The sequence below is a fragment of the Burkholderia plantarii genome, from assembly GCF_001411805.1.
GTDB classification, from domain to species: domain Bacteria; phylum Pseudomonadota; class Gammaproteobacteria; order Burkholderiales; family Burkholderiaceae; genus Burkholderia; species Burkholderia plantarii.
In genome coordinates, this window is the sequence record NZ_CP007212.1 from 3,544,582 (window position 1) to 3,560,074 (window position 15,493).

Consider the following 15,493-nt stretch of genomic DNA (forward strand, 5'->3'; position numbering starts at 1 on the left):
ACCGCTGTGCCGGGAGACGCCGCGTGGCGGCCGCGGCGCAGATACGGGAGGAAATCAGCGAAAGCGATATTAACTGATCGCCGCGAGGGTTTCGATCGACTGCTTGGGGAGTTCGAACGTGGGTGGTATTGTATATACGTTCATGTATGTATGTAAAAGTAGATCATGGACGATACAAAGACTTACAAATTACCGACGATTACGTAACCGGGCGCGTCGCATCGATTCCTGCAAAATCCGAATCAATCGACAGCCAATCCCGTTCATCACTTCCGACGTCGAACGACGTCACCACAGGCACTCGCAATGGCCAGACGCACCAAAGAGGAAGCGCTCGAAACCCGCAACCGCATCCTCGACGCCGCCGAACACGTGTTCTTCGAGAAAGGCGTGTCGCACACGACGCTCGCCGACATCGCCCAGCACGCCGGCGTCACGCGCGGTGCGATCTACTGGCACTTCGCCAACAAAAGCGAGCTGTTCGACGCGATGTTCGATCGCGTGTTCCTGCCGATCGACGAGCTGAAGGCGACTTCGGACAAACCACGCGCCGATCCGCTTGGCCGGATCCGCAAGATCCTGGTCTGGTGCCTGCTCGGCGTGGCGCGCGATTCGCAGCTGCGGCGCGTGTTCAGCATCCTGTTCATGAAGTGCGAGTACGTGGCCGACATGGAACCGCTGCTGCAGCGCAACCGCGCCGGCATGTCCGAGGCGCTGCACAACATCGAGGGCGACCTGAAGCAGGCGGTGGCGAGCGGCGAGCTGCCGGCCGACCTCGACACCTGGCGCGCCACGCTGATGCTGCACACGCTGGTGAGCGGCTTCGTGCGCGACATGCTGATGCTGCCCGACGAGATCGACGCGGAGCAGCACGCGGAACGGCTCGTCGACGCCGTGTTCGACATGCTGAGCCTGAGCCCCGCGATGCGGCGCGCGCCGCCGCCGGGCTGAGCGGCCCGCGCCCGGCCGGTACGGCGCAGGCCAGCGCCGGTCACGCCGCGCTTCCTGTCGCCCTTCCCCGCGGTCAGCGCCGCCCCTCGCACTTCACCCGCGCCGGCAGTCACGCCCCGCTGGAAAACCAGTGCGCCAACCCGAGCAGCACGATCACCAGTACGACCAATCCCCCCCACGCCCACGGCGGCAGCGGATGGCCCGCCGGCCGCCCGCCGGGCAGCGCGCCGGGCGCGCGCCCCGTCAACGCGCCGCCGAGCGCCGACGAATGCGCGCGCGCGCGGCGCAGCGCGGCCGACAGCTCGTCGGGACGCAGGAATACGTGGCGGCGGCGCGGCTCGGCCGTCGCGAGATTCGGCGCGAGGCCGTAGCGGGCCAGCAGGCTCGCGCTGAATTCGGAGAAGAAGTCCTCGGCAAGGCCGTGCAGCGCATGCTCGATCTGGCGAGCGGGCAGCGCGCCCAGCGCGCCGGTGGCGGTGGCGCGCATTCCGTAGTGGATCCGCGTGCCGAACGTGTCGCCGCTGCGCCAGGCGGCGAGGCGGATCTCGAACTGGCCGCGCAGCGTGCCGATGCCCTCGCTGCGTGCGATGAACTCGAACGCGCGGCGCGGCCGGCTCGCGGACGGCGAGCGCAGGTGGGCGCGGACGTCGTAGCGCGCGCGCAGCGGCCCGAGCGGCACCGTCAGCACGAACGAGTAATCGTCAGCGGAAAGCCTGGCCAGCGCCTCGCAATGCTCGACGCTCGCCCGCAGCAGCGCCAGATCCTGCAGCGCCGCCCAGACATCCGACGGCGCAAGCGGAATGCGCAGCGCGTCGTTCAGCTCCATGCCTCTCCTCGAAATCCGCGGTCGCCGCGCGCCGCCTGCGATGCCATGCCGGCCGGCGAGCCGGCGGCGGACGAAAAAAAACCACGGCCTGAGCCGTGGTTTTCATTATCTCGGAAACGCCGCGATCGCGTGAGGCGATCGCGCGTCGGGCCGCCTACGTCGACGTTCCTGCGGCCGACGTCATCAGCCGCCCCACGAGAACGCCGCCTTCGCGCCGCCCTTGGCCGGCACGCTGACGCTGCGCGTCTGCGTCTTGTCGTTGTAGGTCGCGGTGATCTTGTAGCTGCCCGGAGCGAGCCGCACCAGCATGTACGGGCCACGCGTGTCGGCCTTCAGCACCTCGTCGCCGCCGTGGCCGACGATCGACACGTGTACGCCCGACAGGAATTCGCCGCCCTTGCCGGTGAAGCGCAGCGACAGCGGCCAGTGGTGCGAGGCGCGCTGGAACGCGGTCGATTCGTCGAGACCGACGCCGCCCGACACGTAGCCGACGCTGCCCTGCTGCTGCACGTCCGGCAGCCCGGCGTCGGACTGCGCATAGGCCGCGCCGACGAGGCCGACAGCCAGCGCCACGGCAAGCACGTACTTCGAAACGCGTTGTTGTTGCATCGTTCGTCTCCTTACTGGGTCGGGAAATCGGGAGCGACGCGCTCACGCGCGCCGCGACGTTGTATGGCCGGACGGCGCAGCGCGCCATCCCGCCCGGACATAGCTTGGCACAGACGGGCCCGAGCCCGCACCGCCCGGATCAGGCCGCTCAGCTCAGGTCGACCGGCACGAAGATCTGCGCGTCGTCGCGCTGGATCAGCAGCGCGAGGCTGTTGCCGGCGCTCTTTACCGCGTCGCGCAATTGCTCGGGGCTCGTCACCGGCCGGCCGTTCACGGCCAGGATCACGTCGCCCGGCTGGATGCCGGCGTTCGCGGCCGGCCCGGTGGCCTGCTGCACCACCAGCCCGTGCGTGAGCGAGCTGCCAGCGCGTTCCTGCGGGCTCAGCGGCCGCACCGCCACGCCCAGGCGCCCCTGCTCGGCCGGACCGTCGTTGCTGGCGGTCTGCTGGCTATCCGCCAGCGAGGTCAGCGTCACCGAAACGTCCTTCTTCGACTTGTCGCGCCAGATCTGCAGGTCGGCCTTGGTGCCCGGTTTCAGGCTCGCGATCTGTCCCGGTAGCATGGTGGAGTCCTGCACCGGCACGCCGTTGACGGCCAGGATCACGTCGCCGGGCTGCAGGCCCGCCTTCGCGGCCGGCCCCTTCGGATCGACCGAGCTGACCAGCGCGCCGTCGGGCTTCGGCAGCCCGAACGAACTGGCCAGCGTCTGGTCGAGGCCCTGCACCGCCACGCCGAGCCGGCCGCGGCTCACGTGGCCGGTCTTTACGAGTTCGTCCTTGACCTTGATCGCCTCGTTGATCGGGATCGCGAACGACAGGCCCTGGAAGCCGCCCGTCTGCGAGTAGATCATCGAGTTGATGCCGATCACCTCGCCCTGCAGGTTGAACAGCGGGCCGCCCGAGTTGCCGGGATTGACCGGCACGTCGGTCTGGATGAACGGCGTGTAGTTCTCGTCGGGCAGCGCGCGCGACTTGGCGCTGATGATGCCCGAGGTGACCGTGTTGTCGAAGCCGTAGGGCGAACCGATCGCCACCACCCACTGGCCGACCTTGCTCTGCTGCGGATCGCCGATCTTCACGACCGGCAGGCCGGTGGCGTCGATCTTCAGCACCGCGACGTCGGACTGCTTGTCCGAGCCGATCACCTTGGCGCGGTACTCGCGCTTGTCGGTCAGCTTGACGGTGACCACGTTGGCGCCGTCGATCACGTGAGCATTGGTGAGGATGTAGCCGTCCGGGCTGACGATGAAGCCCGAGCCGAGGCTCGTGCTCGGCTGGTCGTCGGCCTGGCCGCCGCCGCCGCCCATGCCCGGCACCTGGCCGTAGAAGTGCTTGAAGAACTGGTAGAACGGATCGCTCGGATCGATCGGCAACTGCTGCGGGCCGCCGCCGCGCCGCGCCGACGCCTTCACGACATGCTTCGCGCTGATGTTGACGACGGCCGGACCGTAGGTCTCGACGAGCCCCGAGAAGTCGGGGATGCCGGTCTTCGCGGCGGCCTCGGCCGGCATCAGCGCGGCGGCCGCGGCCGGCGTGATGATCTGAGGCGGCTGCGCGTGATGCGTGCCGGCGACATAACCTGCTGACAATGCGGCCGCGACGGCCACGGCAACGGCGCTGCGCGCCAGGAAACGGGTGTTCATCGTGCTACCTCCTCATCGTTGGTTCGCAGCGTAACGGCGCTGTCTTAAAGGAGGCTTAACCTAACCGGGGACAGAGCGCGCACCCATGCCCAGCGGCCTTCAAACGGCTTTCACGGGCGCCGCGCGTCGCCGAACGCGAGTTCCACCAGCAGGCCGCCCGCGCCCGATTCGCCGAGCGTGACGACGGCGCCCTGCTGCGCGGCCACGCGCTTGACGATCGCGAGCCCGAGGCCGCTGCCCGACACGTCGGTGCGCGCCCGCGCGGACGAGTCGCGGTAGAAGCGGTCGAACACGCGCTCGCGCTCGTCGGGCGGAATCCCCGGCCCGCTATCGGCGACCCGCACGAGCGCGCGGCCGTCCGGCGCGAAGCCGAGCGAGACGTCGATGCGGCCGCCGTCGGGCGTGTACTTCACGGCGTTGTCGAGCACGTTGTTGAACATCACGCGCAGCGCGCCGATGTCGGCGTCGACCACGGCCGGCTCGGTGCCCTCGATGCCGAGATCGATGCCGCGCTTCTGCGCGACGATCGCATGGGCGCTGACGCAGCCGGCCAGCACCTCGTCGAGCGCGACCGGCTCGACCACGGTGGCACCGTCGGGCTCCGAGCGCGCCAGCGCGAGCAACTGCTCGGCCAGCCGGGTGGCGCGCGTGACGCCGCTCTGCAGGTCGGCGAGCGCCTCGCGGCGCGTCTCGTCGTCCTGCGCGCGCGCCACCAGCTGGGCCTGGATCTGCACCGCGGCGAGCGGCGTGCGCAGTTCGTGGGCGGCATCGGCGACGAACGCCTTCTGCGTGTCGAGCGCGGCGGCCAGCCGCGACAGCAGCCCGTTCAGCGCATGCACGAGCGGCTGCACCTCCTGCGGCAGGCGCGCGTCGGGCAGCGGATCGAGCGCCTCGGGGCGGCGCGACTCGACCGCGCGCGTAACGCGCCGCAACGGCCGCATGCCGCGTCCGACGATCATCCAGACCGCCGCGCCGAGGAACGGCAGCAGCACGATCAGCGGCCACACGGTGCGCAGCGCGACGCTGGCCGCGAGCCGGTTGCGCACCGACAGCGGCTGCGCGAGCTGCACCACGTTGTCGCCGACGATCGCGCCGTACACGCGCCATTCGCCGCGATCGGTGTGTTCGGTCGAGAAGCCGAGCTCCGCGCGGGGCGCGATCGGCGCGCGCGGGTGCGAGAAGTACATGAGGTTGCCGTTGCGATTCCAGATCTGGATCACGATGCCCTCGTCGCCGCCGTTGGCGCGCGAGCCGAACACCTGCGAGAACGGCTCGGACGGCAGCGCCGCCGCGATTTCCTGGAGCTGGTAGTCGAACAGCTCGTTGGCCTCGGCGAGCGCCTGCCGGTAGATCAGCCAGCCGGCGGCGCCGACGCCCGCGAGCACGATCGCGAGCAGCCAGATCAGCAGTTGATGACGAATCGACCGCACGCGCTACGATTCCTTGACGACCATGTAGCCGAGCCCGCGCACGTTGCGGATCAGGTCCGAGCCGAGCTTCTTGCGCAGCGCGTGGATGTAGACCTCCACCGTGTTGCTGCCGATTTCCTCGCCCCAGCCGTACATCTTCTCCTCGAGCTGGCTCTTCGAGAGCACCGCGCCGGGCCGCGCGAGCAGCGCCTCGAGCAGCGCGAACTCGCGCGCCGAGAGCGCCACCGGCGCGCCGTCGAGCGTGACCTGGTGCGAGGCCGGGTCGAGCGTGAGCGCGCCGTGGCGGATCACCGATTCGCTGCGGCCGGCCTGGCGGCGGATCAGCGCGCGCATGCGCGCGGCCAGCTCGTCGAGGTCGAACGGCTTGACGAGGTAGTCGTCGGCGCCGGCGTCGAGCCCCTTCACGCGGTCCGACACGGCGTCGCGCGCGGTGATGATCAGCACCGGCAGCGCGTGGCCGCGCGAGCGTGCCGTGCGCAGCACGTCCACGCCGTCGCGCTTGGGCAGCCCGAGATCGAGCAGCATCAGGTCGTAGGTCTCGCCGCCGAGCGCGGTCAGCGCGGCCTCGCCGTCCTGCACCCAGTCCACCGCGCAGCCGTCGGCCTTGAGCGCCTTGCGCACGCCCTCGGCGATCATCCTGTCGTCTTCGACCAGCAGTATTCGCATCGTGTCCGCATCCGTGACGCCACAATCAATGGCGGCCATTGTAGCGCCCCGCGCGGCGCATTTCGTCATCCCGCCCACGATGCTTGTCTCTACAATGTGCGCTTCCGGTCAAAGTCGGCCGGTCCAGCCCTACTCGTTCGTCGATGAATCCTATCCGCCGCCTTACCGTTGTCCTTCATTCCCGCACGCGCCACGGGCGCGCCGCCGTCGTGCTGGCTGCCTGCGCCGCGCTCGCGTTCGCCGCGCCGGCCGAGGCGCGCAAGAAACCGCGCGCCGCGAAGCACGCGGCCGTGGCGACCGCCCCCGCCGCCAGCGTGGCCGCCGCGCGCGGCATCCTGCCGGCCTCGGTGCTGGCCGGGCTGCAGCGCGCCCACGTGCCGGCCTCGGCCATCAGCGTGGTGGTCGAGAAGATCGGCGCACGCGCGCCGGTGGTGAACTGGAACGGCGAGCGGCCGATGCTGCCGGCCTCGACCATGAAGCTCGTGACCACCTACTCGGGGCTCGCGATGCTCGGCGCCGACTACCGCTACCGCACCACCGCCTGGGCCGACGGCACGGTCGATCCCACCGGCACGCTGCACGGCAACCTCTACATCAAGGGCACCGGCGACCCGAAGCTGGTACCCGAGGAACTGATCGACCTGGTCGACAAGATCCGCCGCGCCGGCATCGTCAACGTCGACGGCGCGCTGGTGCTCGACAAGACGTTCTTCGCGCCGTCCACGCGCGATCTGCCCGCGTTCGACGACGACACCTACGCGCCGTACAACGTCGGCCCCGACCCGCTGCTCTACGCGTTCAAGTCGCTGTCGTTCACGGTCACCCCGAGCGACAGCGGCGCGGTGGCGATCGACGTCGTGCCGCCGCTCGCGAACCTGACGGTCGACAACGAGGTCAGCGAGGGCGGCGGTTCCTGCGCGGCGGCGGCGGCCGCCGCGCGCCCGCACCTCTCGACCGACGCGAACGGCGCGTTGACCGCCAGCTTCGCGGGCCGCTTCCCGCAACACTGCGAACCGATCACGACCAACATCGCCGTGCTCGATCATTCGCAGTTCTTCTCGCAGGGCTTCCTCGCGCTGTGGCGCTCGACGGGCGGCACCTTCAACGGCCGCGTCCTCGAGGGCAAGGTGCCGAACACCGCGCGCCCGGTGGCCGTCCACCACGGCCCGGTGCTGTCGAGCATCGTCTACGACATCAACAAGAACAGCAACAACACGATGGCGCGCAACCTGTTCCTGTCGCTCGGCGCGCTCGAGGGCAAGCCGCCCGCCACGCCCGAGCAGTCGGCCGGCGTGATCCGCGCGTTCCTCGCCAAAAGCGGCATCGCGATGCCGGAGCTGGTGCTCGACAACGGCTCCGGCCTGTCGCGCGACGAGCACATCAGCGCGCAGTCGCTCGCCGCGCTGCTGCAGGCCGCCAACGCGAGCCCGGTGGCGCAGTCGTTCGTCGAATCGCTGCCGATCGTCGGCGTGGACGGCACCATGAAACGCCGCCTGACCAACCAGCCCGTGCTCGGCAACGCGCACATCAAGACCGGCACGCTGCGCGACGTGCGCGCGATCGCCGGCTACGTGGCCTCGGCCGACGGCAACAGCTACGTGGTGGTCAGCTTCATCAACGACGCGCACGCGGCCGCCGCGCGCGCGGCCCACGACGCGCTGCTCGAATGGGTCTACGCGGGGCCGGGCGGCGAGTGAACGGATTCAGCGGCTCGCCTCGGCGCGCCGCCGCGCATGCGCCCACGTCAACCGGAGCCCGGCGCGCGAGCAGGCGAATCGGCCCACTCGGGCCGCCGGTTCATCCGCCCGCCAGCATTCCACCGCCGGGCGGCACCCGCCGCTGAGCCAACCCGCACGCGACACCGCAAGTGCTCCTCCCCGCCGCGCTTGCGGGCAAACCCTCCCCCCGAACACTCCCTCTACGGAACTTGTCGCGCCCGTCGCGGCGATTGCGTACGCTTTTGCTCTGCATCCAACCCGGCCGGCCATGAACGAGCCGGGGCGATGGCTGACCAGACTCGAAGAGGGGGAGACGCCCATGCAATTCAACGTCGAATTGCTGTTGCTCGCGCTGGCGCCCGTGTTCCTGCTCTGCATCGGCTGGGAAGCGTGGCACCTGGCGCGCACACGCCCGCAGGACGCCGTCTACGGCTGGCGCGACACGCTCTGCAACGCGGCGCTCGCGCTCATGCACCAGGGCGCCGACAAGCTCGCCTGGCTCGCGGTGATCCCGATCTACGCCTACTGCTACGACCACTACCGCGTGATCACCTGGCCCGCGAGCTGGCTGTCGTTCGTGGTCCTGTTCATCGCGCAGGACCTGCTCTACTACGGCTTCCATCGCGCGAGCCACCGGGTGCGCTGGCTGTGGGCCGCGCACGTGGTCCACCACTCGTCGGAGCGGCTCAACTTTTCGACCGCGTTCCGCCAGAGCCTGATGTATCCGGTGGCCGGCATGTGGCTGTTCTGGCTGCCGCTCGCGTTCCTCGGTTTTGCGCCGCAGCAGATCGTCGGCATCGTGCTGATCAATCTCGCGTTCCAGTTCTTCGTCCACACTCAGACGATTCCGAAGCTCGGCTGGCTCGAAACCTTCCTGAACACGCCGTCGATCCATCGCGCGCACCATGCGCGCAACCCGCGCTACATCGACCGCAACTACGCGGGCGTGCTGGTAATCTGGGACCGGCTGTTCGGCAGCTACGTCGAGGAGGATCCGCACGACGCACCGGTCTACGGCATCGTCGAGCCGCTGAATTCGAACAATCCGCTCGTCGCGACCTTCCACGAATGGCGCTCGATGGCCGCCGACGCGAACTCGGTCGCCGGCGCGCGCAACAAGTGGCGCGCGATTTTCGGAGCGCCCGAATGGGCGAGCGCTTATCATGCGCAGGTTACCGGCGCGCCGCCAGCGGCGGCCGCCGCGGTCCGAGGGGGGCCGGAAAACACGGCGCGACCCGCCGCCGTGCCGCCGGACATCGGGCACCACGCGTCTGACGACGCGTAACACAAAGCAGTCTGGCCATATCTATACGAGGAGATGAATGCATGAAGCCGACACCCACCGCCACGCCCCGTCTGCCGAGCCGCTTGAGGCGCACGGCCCAGCTGGCGATCGCGAGCGCCGTGCTCGCGCTGCTCGCCGCCTGCGGCGGCGGTGACGACAACGCCGCGCCCACCCCGACGGCCAGCGTGAAGATGCAGGTCGTGTCGTTCGGAGACAGCCTGTCCGACGTCGGCACCTACTCGCCGCAGATCCTGCTCGGCTTCGGCGGCGGCCGCTTCACCACCAATCCGGGCGAGGTCTGGACCCAGAAGGTGGCGGAGTTCTATGGCGACACCCTCAAGCCGGCCTACGAAGGCGGGTTCGGCGTGCCGCTGCAGGCCACTGGCGGCCTCGGCTACGCGCAGGGCGGCTCGCGCGTGACGCAGCAGCCCGGCATCGGCCACGCCGACGCATCGGTGGCGAACGCCGATTTCGCGCAGGCCACCACCACGCCGATCTCGACCCAGGTCCAGCAATACCTGCAGCAGTACGGCAGCTTCAACGCGAACCAGATCGTGCTCGTGAACGGCGGCGCGAACGACATCCTGCTGCAGGCGCAGATCGCGCAGGCGGCCGGCAGCACGCCGGCCGCGCAGGTCGCGGCGGCGCAGGCAGTGGGCCTCGCCGCGCAGCAGCTGGGCGGGATCGTCGCGCAGATCGCCTCGTCGGGCGCGAGCCACGTGTTCGTCTCGAACATGCCCGACATCGGCACCACGCCGCTCGCGGTGGCGGGCGGCGCGGCCACGGCCGCCGCGCTCACGCAGCTCTCGGCCCTCTTCAACCAGACGCTGGCGGCCACGCTGACGGCGCTGAACGTCGACACCACCAAGGTGAAGCTGATGGACACCTTCACCTGGCAGGACGGCGTCGGCGCGAACTTCGCGGCCAACGGCTTCTCGGTCGGCAACACCGGCACCGCCTGCAACCTCGACGCGATGGCCGCCGCCGCGGCCAAGGCCGGCGTCGCGCAGCCGAGCGCGTTCGCCTCGTCGCTGTTCTGCTCGCCGCAGACCTATACGGTCGCGAACGCCGACCAGACCTACATGTTCGCCGACACGGTCCACCCGACCACTCGCCTGCACGCGCTGTTCGCGCAGTTCGTCGAGCAGCAGATCGCGGCGGCCGGCGTGGGCGCGCCGAAGTAAGCACCGGAGTCAGCACTGATACAGGCGCCGAGCGGCGCCGCAAACGACAACGCCCGGCGCGATGCGCCGGGCGTTTTTTCATCGCAAACCGGATTTCGGGGTGGCCCGCTCGCGGCGCGGGTTCAGTGCCCCGTGCCGGCGCCGTGCTCGAACGCGGCGGCGGCGCGGCCGAGCCGGTCGTTTACGGCGATCCATTCCGGCGTGTCGGGCAGTTGCTCGACGAGAATCCGCGTCACGCTCGCGCGGTCGAGCGCGCGCAGCAGGCTGTAGAGCTCGCGCGCATAGGCCTGCGGGTCTTCCGGCGCGGCCACGAAATGCACGCCGCCGGCCGTGGCCCAGGCGCCGGCGCTCGAGGTGCGCGCCACCAGCGCGACCGGCTCGCCGGCCGCCGCGGCCGCGTCGAGCAGCGGCGCGAGCCGCCAGAACGGCAGCAGCGCGAGCGGCGTGCGCGGCGCGTAGTGCGCCTTCAACGTGCCCGAGGCACGCGGCGCGCCGGCGTCGCCGCCGTCCGGCAGGCGCGGCATGGTGCCGAGCACTTCGGCGATCTGCCGCGGCGTGACGTGGCCGGGCCGCAGCAGCGCCGGGAAGCCGCGCGACAGGTCGAGGATCGTCGATTCGATACCGACTTCGGCCGCGCCGCCGTCGAGTACGTGGACCGCATCGCCGAACTCGTCGCGCACGTGCTGCGCGGTGGTCGGGCTGACGTGGCCGAAACGGTTCGCGGACGGCGCGGCGACGCCGCCGTGGCCGGCACGCCGCGCGCTGAACGCCGCGAGCAGCGCCTGCGCGACCGGATGCGACGGGCAGCGCAGCCCGACCGAGTCCTGTCCACCGCTGACCGCGTCGGGAATGTGCGCGGCGCGCTTCAGGATCAGCGTGAGCGGCCCGGGCCAGAACGCCTCGATCAGCTTGCGCGCGTCGGCCGGCAGCGCCGGCACCCAGTAGCCCGGGTCGCCGCCGGGCGGCAGGTGGACGATCACCGGATGGTTCGCCGGCCGGCCCTTGGCCGCGTAGATGCGCGCGACCGCCTGCGGCGATTCGGCGTCGCCGCCGAGGCCGTAGACGGTTTCGGTCGGAAACGCGACGAGTTCGCCGGCGGCGAGCCGCGCGGCGGCCTCGTCGATCCGTGCGGCCGGCACGCCGAGGAGCCCGGACGCACCGGACGCACCGGACACATCGGGAGCGTCAGGCGCGTGGCCGGCTGGCGTCGGGCGGGCGTCGGAAGTCATCGCGGCATGCCCTCAGTCGAGCGGCACGCGCAGCAGCCGCGCGCAGTCGTGCGCGGCCTCGAGCGCCGCGTCGAGCGTCTCGGCGGTGAAGTTCACGTGGCCCATCTTGCGGCCCGCGCGCGCCTCTTCCTTACCGTACAGGTGCAGGTGCGCGGCCGGCATCGCGGCGACGCGTTCCCACGGCGGCGTGACCGCCTCGCTCGCGCCGTCGGCGAACCAGATGTCGCCGAGCACGTTCAGCATCGCGGCCGGCGAATGCTGGCGCGGGTTGCCGAGCGGCAGCCGCGCCATCGCGCGCACCTGCTGCTCGAACTGGCTCGCCGAACAGGCATCGACCGTGTAGTGGCCGGAGTTGTGCGGGCGCGGCGCCATCTCGTTGGCGACCATGGTGCCGTCCTCGAGCACGAAGAATTCGACGCAGAGCACGCCGACATAGTCGAGCGAATCGGCGATCCGCACCGCCGCCTGCTGCGCGGCGGCGGCCAGCGCGGCGTCGGCGGCCGGCGCCGGCACCACCGTCAGCGACAGGATGCCGTGATGGTGCGTGTTCTGCGCGAGCGGGAACGCGGCCGAGCGGCCGTCGGCGCCGCGCGCGATCAGCGCCGACACCTCGTACTTGAGCGGCAGGCGCTTCTCCAGCACGCACGGCACGCCGCGCAGCGAGGCGAACGCGGCGCGCGCCTGCGCGGCCGTCGCCACACGCACCTGGCCCTTGCCGTCGTAGCCCAGGCGCGCCGTCTTCAGGATGCCGGGCAGCACGGCGTCGAGTTCGGCGTCGCCGAGCGCGGCCAGCGCATCGGCTGATTCGATCACGACGTGCGGCGCCACCGGCACGCCCGAGGCGGCGATGAAGCGCTTCTCGGCGATCCGGTCCTGGGCGATCGCCACGCAGCGGCCGGCCGGCGCGACGAACGTGGTACGGGCGAGGAAATCGAGGCTCGCGGCCGGCACGTTCTCGAATTCGGTCGACACGGCCGCGCACAGCGCGGCGAGTTCGGCGAGCGCGGCCTCGTCGTCGTAGGCCGCGCGCAGGTGGCGGTCGGCCACGGCGCCGGCGGGGCTCGTCGCGTCGGGATCGAGCACGGCGACGCGATAGCCCATGGCCTGCGCCGCGAAGCAGAACATGCGGCCGAGCTGGCCGCCGCCGACCATGCCGAGCCAGGCGCCGGGCAGGATCGGTGAAACCGGAGTGGAGTGTGCAGTCATGTCAGTGATCAAGCGCGGCGGGCGTCGTCGGACGCGCCGCCGTGAGGACTTCGGGGGCCGCGCCGCTCACAGCGGCGGCAGCACCATCGCGTGCGCGGCTTCGTTCTGGCGCACGCGGAACGCGGCGAGCCGGTTCGCGTAATCGGCCGAGGTGCCGGCCAGCAGCGAGACGGCGAACAGCGCCGCGTTGGCCGCGCCCGCCTCGCCGATCGCGAAGGTGGCCACCGGCACGCCCTTGGGCATCTGCACGATCGAGTGCAGCGAATCGACGCCCTTCAGGTACTTGCTCGCCACCGGCACGCCGAGCACCGGCACCGTGGTCTTGGCGGCCAGCATGCCGGGCAGGTGCGCGGCGCCGCCCGCGCCGGCGATGATCGCGCGCAGCCCGAGCTCGCGCGCGCGCTCGGCGTAGACGAACATCTCGTCGGGCATCCGGTGCGCGGACACGACCTTGGCCTCGTAGGGCACGTCGAACTCCCGCAGGATCGCGACGGCATGCTTCATCACGTCCCAATCGGAACTGGAACCCATCAGCACGCCGACGAGCGGCGCGCTGTGCGTGTGGGCGGTCTGGACTTCACTCATGTACGGCGTTTCCTTCGTTATCCGCGGGGGCCGGCGCGCTCAGGCGAGCGTGTGGCCCGTGATGCGCTCGAGCGCTTCCTGATACTTCGCGCTGGTGCGCGCGATCACTTCGTCGGGCAGCTTCGGCGCCGGCGGCGCCTTCGGCCAGTCCTGCGTTTCGAGCCAGTCGCGCACGTACTGCTTGTCGAACGACGGCGGGTTGGTGCCGACCTGGTATTGGTCGGCCGGCCAGAAGCGCGACGAATCGGCCGTCAGCACCTCGTCCATCAGGTAGAGCTTGCCGTGCTGGTCAAGACCGAATTCGAACTTGGTGTCGGCGATGATGATGCCGCGCGTGGCCGCGTAGTCGGCCGCTTCCTTGTAAAGGCGGATCGAGATGTCGCGGATCGTGGCGGTCAGCTCGGTGCCGATGCGGCGCTCGCATTCGTCGTAGCTGATGTTCTCGTCGTGGTGGCCCAGCTCGGCCTTGGCGGCCGGCGTGAAGATCGGCTCGGGCAGCTTCTGCGCGTTCTGCAGGCCCGGCGGCAGCTCGACGCCGCACACGGCGCCGGTGGCCTGGTAGTCCTTCCAGCCGCTGCCGGCCAGGTAGCCGCGCACCACCGCCTCCACGAGGATCGGCTCGAGGCGCTTGACCACCACCGCGCGGCCCTCGACCTGCTCGACCTCGTCGGCCGCCACCACCGCTTCCGGCGCGTCGCCCGTCAGGTGGTTCGGCACGATGTGCGAGAGCTTCTCGAACCAGAAATTGGCCATCTGGTTCAGCACGCGCCCCTTGTTCGGAATCGGCTCGCCCATCACCACGTCGAACGCCGAGAGGCGGTCGCTCGTCACGATCAGGAGCTTGTCGGTGCCGACCGCGTAGTTGTCGCGGACCTTGCCGCGCCCGAGGAGCGGCAGCGAACGGAGCGTGGATTCGTAAAGGGTAGACATCGTCGTTTCGCAGAAAATGTGAGCCAAGCAAAAAGGGAAACGCCGTTCCCCGTCAACAGGCGGGAACGGCGGAAAGGCTTCCGGCCGAAAACCGCCCGGCGCACCGGGCGGCCACGACATCTATGTTAGCGCACGAGCTGGGCCAGCTCGCCCGCCTTGTAGCGCTCGGCCATCTTGTCGAGCGCCACCGGCTTGATCTTCGCGGCCTGGCCTTCGCAGCCGAACGCGAGGTAGCGCGCCACGCAGACCTGCCGGGCGGCTTCGCGGGCCGGCTTCAGGTAGTCGCGCGGATCGAACTTCGACGGGTTCTCGAACAGGTAGCGACGGATCGCACCCGTGATCGCCAGGCGCAGGTCGGTATCGATGTTGATCTTGCGCACGCCGTGCTTGATGCCTTCCTGGATTTCCTCGACCGGCACGCCGTAGGTTTCCTTCATGTCGCCGCCGAACTCGCGGATCTCGGCCAGCAGTTCCTGCGGCACCGACGACGAACCGTGCATCACCAGGTGCGTGTTCGGAATGCGCGCGTGGATCTCCTTGATCCGCTCGATCGACAGGATATCGCCGGTCGGCTTCTTCGAGAACTTGTAGGCGCCGTGCGAGGTGCCAATCGCGATCGCCAGCGCGTCGCACTGCGTCTCCCTGACGAAGTCGGCCGCCTGCTCCGGGTCCGTCAGCAGCTGCTCGCGTGTCATCGTGCCGTCGGCGCCGTGACCGTCTTCCTTGTCGCCCTTCATGGTCTCGAGCGAGCCGAGCACGCCGAGTTCGGCCTCGACCGTCACGCCGATCGCGTGCGCCATCTCGACGACCTTGCGCGACACGTCGACGTTGTATTCATACGACGCCACCGACTTGCCGTCGGCCTCCAGCGAGCCGTCCATCATCACGCTCGAGAAGCCGCTGCGGATCGCCGCGAGGCAGACCGCCGGCGACTGGCCGTGATCCTGGTGCATCACGACCGGAATGTGCGGATACGACTCGACCGCCGATTCGATCAGATGGCGCAGGAACGCCTCGCCCGCGTACTTCCGGGCGCCGGCCGACGCCTGCATGATCACGGGCGCGCCGACCTGGTCGGCCGCCGCCATGATCGCCTGCACCTGCTCCAGGTTGTTCACGTTGAATGCCGGCAGGCCATAGCCATGCTCTGCCGCGTGATCCAGCAGTTGACGCATTGATACGAGAGGCATTGTGGTACTCCGTCTAATGAAAACCGGTGCGCTTTGAGCGGC

14 protein-coding genes are annotated in these 15,493 nt (G+C 70.2%); 4 read left to right on the plus strand and 10 right to left on the minus strand.

Annotated features, from left to right (window positions below; translation table 11 throughout):
* The first annotated feature begins 306 nt into the window (after positions 1-306).
* The gene (locus bpln_RS15190) at positions 307-951 is read left to right on the plus strand and encodes a TetR family transcriptional regulator (protein WP_055139194.1); all 645 of its coding nucleotides are present in this window, start codon (positions 307-309) and stop codon (positions 949-951) included.
* 109 nt (positions 952-1,060) lie between these two features.
* On the opposite strand, the gene bpln_RS15195 is transcribed toward bpln_RS15190, so the two are convergent.
* From bpln_RS15195 to bpln_RS15215, 5 genes are all read right to left on the minus strand, one after another.
* Positions 1,061-1,777, minus strand: a complete 717-nt coding sequence (locus bpln_RS15195; RefSeq protein ID WP_055139195.1) for an SRPBCC family protein — start codon at positions 1,775-1,777, stop codon at positions 1,061-1,063.
* 183 nt (positions 1,778-1,960) lie between these two features.
* A complete protein-coding gene (locus bpln_RS15200) occupies positions 1,961-2,386 on the minus strand; it encodes a hypothetical protein (RefSeq protein WP_042625882.1) in 426 nt (141 codons plus the stop codon).
* A gap of 148 nt (positions 2,387-2,534) precedes the next feature.
* Entirely contained in the window at positions 2,535-4,028 is a 1,494-nt protein-coding gene (locus bpln_RS15205) for a DegQ family serine endoprotease (protein WP_042625883.1), read from the minus strand.
* Between the two features lie 110 nt (positions 4,029-4,138).
* Positions 4,139-5,458 (minus strand): ATP-binding protein, encoded by a 1,320-nt coding sequence (locus bpln_RS15210; protein ID WP_042625884.1) that lies wholly within the window; start codon positions 5,456-5,458, stop codon positions 4,139-4,141.
* Between the two features lie 3 nt (positions 5,459-5,461).
* Positions 5,462-6,124, minus strand: a complete 663-nt coding sequence (locus bpln_RS15215; RefSeq protein WP_042625885.1) for a response regulator — start codon at positions 6,122-6,124, stop codon at positions 5,462-5,464.
* 143 nt (positions 6,125-6,267) lie between these two features.
* On the opposite strand from bpln_RS15215, the gene dacB reads away from it, so the two are divergent.
* The 3 genes from dacB (at position 6,268) to bpln_RS15230 (ending at position 10,311) form a co-directional block, all read left to right on the plus strand.
* A complete protein-coding gene (dacB, locus tag bpln_RS15220; RefSeq protein WP_042625886.1) occupies positions 6,268-7,821 on the plus strand; it encodes a D-alanyl-D-alanine carboxypeptidase/D-alanyl-D-alanine endopeptidase in 1,554 nt (517 codons plus the stop codon).
* Between the two features lie 340 nt (positions 7,822-8,161).
* Positions 8,162-9,127, plus strand: a complete 966-nt coding sequence (locus bpln_RS15225) for a sterol desaturase family protein (RefSeq protein WP_042625887.1) — start codon at positions 8,162-8,164, stop codon at positions 9,125-9,127.
* Between the two features lie 41 nt (positions 9,128-9,168).
* Positions 9,169-10,311, plus strand: a complete 1,143-nt coding sequence (locus tag bpln_RS15230; RefSeq protein WP_055139196.1) for an SGNH/GDSL hydrolase family protein — start codon at positions 9,169-9,171, stop codon at positions 10,309-10,311.
* A 122-nt stretch (positions 10,312-10,433) separates the two neighbouring features.
* Here bpln_RS15230 and bpln_RS15235 read toward each other — a convergent pair whose 3' ends face one another.
* The 5 genes from bpln_RS15235 to fba form a co-directional block, all read right to left on the minus strand.
* Positions 10,434-11,540 (minus strand): L-threonylcarbamoyladenylate synthase, encoded by a 1,107-nt coding sequence (locus bpln_RS15235; protein WP_244132133.1) that lies wholly within the window; start codon positions 11,538-11,540, stop codon positions 10,434-10,436.
* 12 nt (positions 11,541-11,552) lie between these two features.
* Positions 11,553-12,746 (minus strand): 5-(carboxyamino)imidazole ribonucleotide synthase, encoded by a 1,194-nt coding sequence (locus tag bpln_RS15240; RefSeq protein WP_042625890.1) that lies wholly within the window; start codon positions 12,744-12,746, stop codon positions 11,553-11,555.
* Positions 12,747-12,812: 66 nt separating this feature from the next.
* Entirely contained in the window at positions 12,813-13,331 is a 519-nt protein-coding gene (purE, locus tag bpln_RS15245; RefSeq protein ID WP_042625891.1) for a 5-(carboxyamino)imidazole ribonucleotide mutase, read from the minus strand.
* Positions 13,332-13,370: 39 nt separating this feature from the next.
* On the minus strand, positions 13,371-14,261 hold the full coding sequence (locus bpln_RS15250; protein WP_042625892.1) for a phosphoribosylaminoimidazolesuccinocarboxamide synthase: 891 nt from the start codon (positions 14,259-14,261) through the stop codon (positions 13,371-13,373).
* Between the two features lie 125 nt (positions 14,262-14,386).
* Positions 14,387-15,451 carry a class II fructose-bisphosphate aldolase gene (gene fba, locus bpln_RS15255; protein ID WP_042625893.1) on the minus strand — a complete coding sequence of 355 codons (1,065 nt, stop codon included), beginning with the start codon at positions 15,449-15,451 and terminating at the stop codon, positions 14,387-14,389.
* Positions 15,452-15,493 lie beyond the last annotated feature (42 nt).

Excerpts from the sequence above, each read along its gene's own strand:
- bpln_RS15190 (WP_055139194.1), top strand. The coding sequence starts at position 307 with ATGGCCAGACGCACCAAAGAGGAAGCGCTCGAAACCCGCAACCGCATC.
- bpln_RS15225 (WP_042625887.1), top strand. The coding sequence starts at position 8,162 with ATGCAATTCAACGTCGAATTGCTGTTGCTCGCGCTGGCGCCCGTGTTC.
- bpln_RS15250 (WP_042625892.1), bottom strand. The coding sequence starts at position 14,261 with ATGTCTACCCTTTACGAATCCACGCTCCGTTCGCTGCCGCTCCTCGGG.
- bpln_RS15195 (WP_055139195.1), bottom strand. The coding sequence starts at position 1,777 with ATGGAGCTGAACGACGCGCTGCGCATTCCGCTTGCGCCGTCGGATGTC.
- bpln_RS15205 (WP_042625883.1), bottom strand. The coding sequence starts at position 4,028 with ATGAACACCCGTTTCCTGGCGCGCAGCGCCGTTGCCGTGGCCGTCGCG.
- purE (WP_042625891.1), bottom strand. The coding sequence starts at position 13,331 with ATGAGTGAAGTCCAGACCGCCCACACGCACAGCGCGCCGCTCGTCGGC.
- bpln_RS15215 (WP_042625885.1), bottom strand. The coding sequence starts at position 6,124 with ATGCGAATACTGCTGGTCGAAGACGACAGGATGATCGCCGAGGGCGTG.
- bpln_RS15230 (WP_055139196.1), top strand. The coding sequence starts at position 9,169 with ATGAAGCCGACACCCACCGCCACGCCCCGTCTGCCGAGCCGCTTGAGG.
- bpln_RS15235 (WP_244132133.1), bottom strand. The coding sequence starts at position 11,540 with ATGACTTCCGACGCCCGCCCGACGCCAGCCGGCCACGCGCCTGACGCT.
- dacB (WP_042625886.1), top strand. The coding sequence starts at position 6,268 with ATGAATCCTATCCGCCGCCTTACCGTTGTCCTTCATTCCCGCACGCGC.
- fba (WP_042625893.1), bottom strand. The coding sequence starts at position 15,451 with ATGCCTCTCGTATCAATGCGTCAACTGCTGGATCACGCGGCAGAGCAT.
- bpln_RS15200 (WP_042625882.1), bottom strand. The coding sequence starts at position 2,386 with ATGCAACAACAACGCGTTTCGAAGTACGTGCTTGCCGTGGCGCTGGCT.
- bpln_RS15240 (WP_042625890.1), bottom strand. The coding sequence starts at position 12,746 with ATGACTGCACACTCCACTCCGGTTTCACCGATCCTGCCCGGCGCCTGG.